The organism is Microcoleus sp. AT3-D2, assembly GCF_036705715.1.
Lineage (GTDB): Bacteria > Cyanobacteriota > Cyanobacteriia > Cyanobacteriales > Microcoleaceae > Microcoleus.
Map to the genome: position 1 here is coordinate 51203 of NZ_JAUBVE010000039.1, position 6875 is coordinate 58077.

Consider the following 6875-nt stretch of genomic DNA (forward strand, 5'->3'; position numbering starts at 1 on the left):
TGGTTTCTGCGTAATTATGTCGTTTGTAGTGAGGAATGCAAGTCCTTAAACTTTGATAAGGACTTGCATTCCTCACTACAAACCTCTTCTATGATGTCGTTTCAGCCGATATCATAGAAGTCCTAATAGATATTAATTGAAATTTCGCCAACAAAAAGAGCAATAGGTTTTCTATTGCTCTTTTTGTTCAAAAACACTCTCTAGTTTTTATCTTTAAGATAGTGGAAGTTATATCAACTGGCCTCGATTGACCCCAATATCGCTGCGGTGACGGGTTTACTGTATCGATGCTTGCATTGGAGATATTGGTGAACCCGCCCTTACAGCAATTACGGTCAATTTAGCCCCCGTGATATTGCTGGCTTATTTGCAAACTGCACGGTTATTTGCGTTTCTGACAATCGTGCCTACTCTACCATTAATCTGAATCGGGTTCTTAGTGCTGGCTCGAATCAAGAGTGGTTGTTTCGCCAGACATTCTCTGATTGATGCTGCCCAGGCGGTGAGAGCTCCGGTGTATTCTGTACGACCCGCTGGGGCGCGAAACTGATCGGTAATTAGGAAATCCGAGGTGATGCTAGTGTCAGTACCAACATTGGTAATAATTGGAAAGTCAAAGGCTTTGGGCAAGGTTCTGTCCTGGATTCTGCCCGGTAGCAACTGGTATCTCTTCGAGCCACCCTTGTAGTCAATACCTGCTTCAGGGCTTGTGGGAGGGCTTGTTTGAGCCAAGGCGGAAACAGGCAAGCTTGCTACCAAAACGGTGCAGACACTCCAAAATAATTTCGATTTCATCTGATTCATCTCCTCAACTTTATGACGATTAGCACTAATTTAGGTAGGCTCAAAAGACACTAGCTTTTATTGAGAAAGCGCCTGATGATATTGAGCTTTTGAGTTTGAGTTCAACTTACCTAATGTATTACCAAACACCTTCAAAAATGTTAAAACTGGTTGGCATGACAAACTGTAGAAAAGTTTCAGTTGAGTTAGATATTTACACATCTGAAGTTGTTACAGCATTGGGGAGTCGGTTTTACCAGAATGAGTCATTTTCGATCGATGTCATTGGAACTTTATCAAATTTTGTCTCAGATATCAAGTTTGGCCGATCGCCTATTACGTTTTAACACTGGTTTGCGGCTCGATCGAGCTTTGACTGTTGCGGGGTATACCAAAGCCAGAAAGATGCTAGAGTGCATCGATGGCCGTTTGAGTATTTTCAGGCGACAATAGACAGAGAAGGGGCTTGAAAATAGGTGATTTTAGTGGAAGATAGTAAATTTATCGACGTATCGGGCATTATGGGTGTTCCCGCGGCTCCGGCGGGTTACAAATCGGGCTTTGTGGGTATTGTCGGACGCCCGAATGTCGGAAAATCAACGCTGATGAATCAGTTGGTGGGGCAGAAAATTGCTATTACTTCGCCGGTGTCTCAGACGACGCGTAACAGGCTGCGAGGCATCCTAACGACACCGGAAGCACAAATTATTTTTGTAGATACTCCCGGAATTCACAAGCCGCACCACGAATTGGGCAAAGTTTTGGTGCAGAATGCCCGCACCGCGATTCAGTCGGTGGATGTGGTGCTGTTTGTGGTGGATGGTTCGGTGGAATCGGGAGGGGGCGATCGATATATTGTCGAAATTCTCAGCAATATCGGCATTCCAGTGATTTTGGGGATGAATAAGTTGGACGAACAACCGTCGGATTGCGTGTTGATCGATCGAACTTACGAGCAAATTGTCAATCCTGAGTGGCCTGTAGTGAAATTTTCGGCTCTCACGGGCGAGGGTGTCGAGTCGCTGCAACAATTGTTAATCGAACATTTGGAGGTTGGGCCTTATTACTATCCGCCCGATTTGGTAACTGACCAGCCGGAACGCTTTATTATGGGCGAATTGATTCGGGAACAGATTTTGCTGCTGACGCGGGAAGAAGTGCCGCATTCCGTAGCAATCGCGATCGACATTGTTCAAGAAGAAGCAAAAATTACTCGCATTCTAGCGACAATTCACGTCGAACGGGATTCCCAAAAAGGTATTTTAATCGGTAAAAGCGGCAGTATGCTCAAGTCGATCGGCAGTGCGGCCCGGGAACAGATTCAAAAGTTAATTGAAGGCAAAGTATATTTGGAGTTATTTGTCAAGGTGCAGCCGAAATGGCGGCAGTCCCGCACCCGTTTGGCGGAATTGGGCTATCGCGTTGAAGAGTAAAGCGAACTGATGGAGCAAATAAGGGCGATCGTTGAGAGATTTTACAACTGAACTTCCCCTCGTAGGCCGAAGTTCAGTTTAAATCATTGTCCTAAAAAATCCGCCCGCAACAGTCAACTGTCAACAGTCAACTGTCAACAGTCAACTCTTTAAGGACGTTCGGCAAATTTTTGAACAGCTTTTGGTGCAAAAGCAGCAACTAAAAAAGAAGTTGTAATGTATTTGCCATCAGCATTCTTGCTAGTTATTGTGATTGCGCCAAACCCAATTGCTGCAATCAGTGCAATAAAACTCATCGCTCGCATTGCCGAGTAGTGTCCATTATTTTCCTGCAAAAATTCAGCCAGCTCTTGTCCGTTTTCTGCCGAATTTGCTGTAGCTTCAAGGATAGCAGAATGTGTCATTTGATTAACCTCATAAATGATTAAAGCTTAACTAACAGGACTTACGCAATAACTGAGAAACTACACTACCTGTAGTTGTAAGGTGCGCGTTTCACACCCTACAATTAGAGTCGGCACGTAAGTCCTATACAAGTGAGATAGACCGTTGTTTAGTGCGGTAACTTGCTCAAAGCGTGCCAAGTTCTCGGCCCGACAATTCCATCGGCTGGTAAACCCTTAATCGTTTGGAACTGGATCGCCGCTACTTTGGTCATAACCCCGAAGTATCCGTCAACAAAACCGAAATAGTATCCATTCAATTTCAAGACATTCTGAACAATTTTGACAGCATTACCTGAACTACCATTCATGAGAGTCGGCATATTCACAGGTGCACCAGAGTATAGTGCTTGCCAGGTTAGAGGACTGACAATCCCATCTTCAGGTAAAAAGACGCGGTGTTGATAGTCTTTGACGGCGTCTTCAACATAGGTGTCGAAAATACCATCGATCGAAAAACCGTAATAATATCCCCAATGATATAAAAGCTGTTGCAGTTCCTTGACGGCTTGACCTGTAGAACCCCGCTTTAAAGTGGGTTTCATCAGTTCAGAGGCTTGAGCAACTGCAAGAGTTGATTGAGAAGTAGTATCGGCGACGAGAGCCATAGCTTGATTATTGAGAGTTTTTTCTTCTGTAAACATGATGGGAATCCTCTGTGCATTCGAGTGTTTTCATTTGATATTTCAGGTATAACTGCTGTTTTTGATGGCTTCACAGTCGCTTTTTATAGTGACACTTGTGTAAGTTCACACATTGGAGTGTCACTCATTTGAGTTATATCGTTTCCGCTTACAGTCGATCGGCAGTGCGACGCGAGAACAGATTCAAAAGTTAATTGAAGGTAAAGTATATTTGGAGTTATTTGTCAAAGTGCAGCCGAAGTGGTGGCAGTCCCGCACCCGTTTAGCCGAATTGGGCGATCGCGTTGAAGAGTGAAACTTTGGCAGTTGGCAGTTGGGGTTCTTCTGTTCTATGAATCAAGAATCGAGCACGACTTTCGCTCATAGAGAGTTTCATCGGGCTCGGAGAGTCGCTACAAACCCCCGCTTAACAACTAGAACGCCATTCCAATAACAGTACAGTAAACTGAGAGCAGCCCCATTCGCCCCAGTTGACCTATGCCACGTTGGTTCAATACTGCTGGCCCGTGCCGCGATGACATTCACTATCTGCTTCCTGCCACCCGTCGCCTCCCGAATTTAGAGCGACTGATTGCTCAGCAAAGCTATTTCGTCATCCATGCACCCCGGCAAGTGGGGAAAACCACCGCTATGCTGGCGTTAGCCAAACAACTCACCGAAAGCGGACAATATACAGCCGTGATGCTGTCGGTAGAAGTCGGCGCACCCTTCAGTCAAGACATCGCAGGTGCAGAGGATGCCATTCTCGGTGCTTGGCGACGGGCGATTTCGATTCGACTTCCCCCAGAATTGCAGCCGCCTGCTTGGCCCTCGTCGGAACCGGGACAGCAAATCGGCGATGTACTCAGCCTGTGGACACAATCTTCTCCTCGTCCTTTGGTGGTTTTCATCGATGAAATTGACGCACTACAAGACCAAGCGTTGATTTCTATTCTGCGACAACTGCGCGATGGTTATCCCAATCGCCCGAAAGCGTTTCCGCAATCGGTGGGTTTAATTGGTTTGCGGGATGTTCGCGATTACAAAGTGGCTGCGGGGGGAAGCGATCGACTCCATACATCCAGTCCGTTTAATATTAAAGTGCGATCGATTACTCTCAGAGATTTTAATGCCTCAGAAGTCGCGGAACTCTACGCGCAACATACCCAAGATACCGGACAAGTTTTTACACCTGAAGCAGCAGCTTTAGCGTTTGAACTCACTCAGGGACAACCTTGGTTAGTGAATGCTTTAGCTAAAGAAATTGTAGAAGAATTAGTAACAGATGAATCTATAGAAATTACACCAGAACATATTTTGTCAGCTAAAGAAATTTTAATACAACGGCAAGATACGCATTTGGATAGCTTGGCAGAACGCCTCAGAGAAAACCGAGTCAAAGCCATTATCGAGCCGATGTTGGCGGGTTTGGAACTGGGCAATATCCCCAATGATGATATTCAGTTTTTAATCGATTTGGGTTTGTGTAAGATGGATGTTCAGGGTGGATTGACGATCGCCAATCCAATTTATCGAGAAGTGTTGCCCCGCGTGCTCACCGTAACGCCAATGGCTTCTCTGCCACAAATTGCACCGAGTTGGTTGACTCCTGAAGGCAAATTAGACACGCAAGCGTTACTCAAAACTTTTCTGGAATTTTGGCTACAGCATGGCGAACCGTTACTCAAAAGTGCATCTTATCCCGAAATTGCCCCTCATTTAGTGTTGATGGCGTTTCTGCATCGGGTGATTAATGGTGGGGGAACATTGGAGAGAGAATATGCGATCGGACGCGACAGAATGGATTTATGTTTGCGTTATGGTGAGATAACATTGGGAATTGAACTGAAGGTTTGGCGAACTCGGAAAGTCGATCCGTTGAGTAAAGGGTTGGAACAGTTAGATGGATATTTGGCTCGATTGGGAGAAGATGAAGGGTGGTTGGTGATATTCGATCGTCGCGAGAATGCGCTGGAATTAGAAGAACGATTGAATACTGAAATTCATCTGACACCAATGGGGCGAACGGTTACAGTTATTCGTGCGTGAAGAAGTTGTGATGAATGTCTCGATTCTGGCGATCGCCGAGGGTGTGCGATCGACTCTAATCTAAAATATAATTAAGAAGCGGTTGACACACACGATCGAGCTGCGGTATTACTCGATTATATCCAGTATTGTACCGCAACTGCAATACAATTATTCGATCGCGCACCCATGTAACAAGCTAGTATATCTAATCTTTTCGCCAAACCTCAAACGAGGAGATTCTCAAAAATTCCAACTATGAACTACCGAAACCACATCACGATCGAAGCAAATAAACGCGGTGGTAAGCCTTGTGTACGCGGCTTGCGAATTACAGTTTATGAAGTGCTTGAGTACCTGGCTTCCGAGATGACCGAAGCAGAAATTCTTGACGATTTTCCCGATTTGACGCGAGAAGATTTAAAAGCCTGCATTGCTTATGCTGCTGACCGCGAGCGTCGGTTTATGACGGCGACATTATCGGCATGAAATTACTTTTTGATGAAAACTTGTCGCCCAAGTTGCCGAAACGTTTGAGCGATATTTTCCCAAATTCGCTTCACGTTCGAGATGTGGGAATGAAAGCAAAGATCGACCCAATAGTTTGGGATAAAGATAGCTTTTTTAATTAGGACGGCTTAAGTGATTGAGTCGAATCGTGTGGCGAATTCGATCGAGGAAAGGAGATTCTGATGGGGAGTAAGAAGGAGTTGACATACATCGTCAATCTGCGGTATTATACGGCTATACTCAGTATTGTACCGCAACTGCGATATAATTATAAGTTATGCTGCTCAATCACTGAGCTATGCCGTACCAAAATTACTGCTGCCCGGAAAATCATAATGAGCCAATTTCTACGCATTTGGGAATAAAAGCATCTGCTCTATTGTCAGAGTAGTCGGGGTTTAGTCTTGCACGTCAAGAGTTTTGTATATGAGCATACAATTTGTCCAAAGCCTAAAGGGACGGATAGAGTCTGAGATTGAGATATTAGAGAGAAATATAAAAGGTCAGAAGAGTGTTAATTTTCTTATTAAAACTCGCTGCTCGATAAACTCGCTTAAAAGCATTTCGGTGCGTCTAGCAAGAATGAAAGCACTGCTCGAAATACAAGATTATAATTTGGTTTTTATTGGGAAAATAGGCGTTGGTAAAACTACAGCTATATGTCATCTATTTAATCTGTTTCACAAAGAAGAAAAAACTGTTGGTAAAACCGGAAAGACTGTCAATAAGATTAGTGAACTGCTATCTACGGGATCAGGGAGGACAACTATTTGTGAAGTTGTCATACAGCCCTCAATGTCCAAGAGAAGCTTCCTTGAGATAGAGCCATACAGTGATGATGAAGTTAAAAAATTTATCCGAGAAGTCTGTATCTACTTCTGGAATAAGGAACATGATCAAAATTCAGAAGTAACTGGCCTACCACCTGCTGAACTGCTAAGAGCCATTAGAAATATCACTGATCTTCGAGACTCTCAGATTAGACCTCTTGCAAAATAATTTTATGCTATAATCAAGGGTTTGGCTTAAGTGGAGCAGATTGCAGGTTATAGCTA

At 44.4% G+C, this 6875-nt stretch carries 9 protein-coding genes and 1 pseudogene; 7 read left to right on the top strand and 3 right to left on the bottom strand.

Annotation, left to right across the window (positions count from 1 at the left end; translation table 11 throughout):
* Positions 1–363 precede the first annotated feature (363 nt).
* Positions 364–795 (bottom strand): hypothetical protein, encoded by a 432-nt coding sequence (locus QUB44_RS17295; protein WP_333369576.1) that lies wholly within the window; start codon positions 793–795, stop codon positions 364–366.
* A 249-nt stretch (positions 796–1044) separates the two neighbouring features.
* Between QUB44_RS17295 and QUB44_RS17300 the strand changes: the two genes are divergently transcribed.
* Positions 1045–1236 (top strand): hypothetical protein, encoded by a 192-nt coding sequence (locus tag QUB44_RS17300; RefSeq protein WP_333369577.1) that lies wholly within the window; start codon positions 1045–1047, stop codon positions 1234–1236.
* Positions 1237–1304: 68 nt separating this feature from the next.
* The gene (gene era, locus QUB44_RS17305; protein WP_333369581.1) at positions 1305–2216 is read left to right on the top strand and encodes a GTPase Era; all 912 of its coding nucleotides are present in this window, start codon (positions 1305–1307) and stop codon (positions 2214–2216) included.
* 149 nt (positions 2217–2365) lie between these two features.
* Here the strand turns inward: era and QUB44_RS17310 are convergent, their stop codons facing one another.
* Positions 2366–2620 (bottom strand): hypothetical protein, encoded by a 255-nt coding sequence (locus QUB44_RS17310; protein ID WP_333165471.1) that lies wholly within the window; start codon positions 2618–2620, stop codon positions 2366–2368.
* Between the two features lie 149 nt (positions 2621–2769).
* Complete coding sequence (locus tag QUB44_RS17315; protein WP_333165475.1) at positions 2770–3303, bottom strand: peptidoglycan-binding protein; 534 nt, start codon at positions 3301–3303, stop codon at positions 2770–2772.
* Between the two features lie 148 nt (positions 3304–3451).
* On the opposite strand from QUB44_RS17315, the pseudogene QUB44_RS17320 reads away from it, so the two are divergent.
* The 5 genes and pseudogenes from QUB44_RS17320 to QUB44_RS17340 all read left to right on the top strand — a co-directional run.
* Positions 3452–3598, top strand: a pseudogene (locus tag QUB44_RS17320) (GTPase Era); the annotation flags it as partial.
* 182 nt (positions 3599–3780) lie between these two features.
* On the top strand, positions 3781–5331 hold the full coding sequence (locus tag QUB44_RS17325) for an ATP-binding protein (protein WP_333369578.1): 1551 nt from the start codon (positions 3781–3783) through the stop codon (positions 5329–5331).
* Positions 5332–5568: 237 nt separating this feature from the next.
* Complete coding sequence (locus QUB44_RS17330) at positions 5569–5799, top strand: DUF433 domain-containing protein (protein WP_006634608.1); 231 nt, start codon at positions 5569–5571, stop codon at positions 5797–5799.
* Positions 5796–5942 carry a DUF5615 family PIN-like protein gene (locus QUB44_RS17335; protein ID WP_333369579.1) on the top strand — a complete coding sequence of 49 codons (147 nt, stop codon included), beginning with the start codon at positions 5796–5798 and terminating at the stop codon, positions 5940–5942. Before QUB44_RS17330 ends, QUB44_RS17335 begins: the two co-directional genes overlap by 4 nt.
* Before the next feature lie 460 nt (positions 5943–6402).
* Positions 6403–6819 (top strand): hypothetical protein, encoded by a 417-nt coding sequence (locus tag QUB44_RS17340; protein WP_333369580.1) that lies wholly within the window; start codon positions 6403–6405, stop codon positions 6817–6819.
* The last annotated feature ends 56 nt before the right edge of the window (positions 6820–6875 follow it).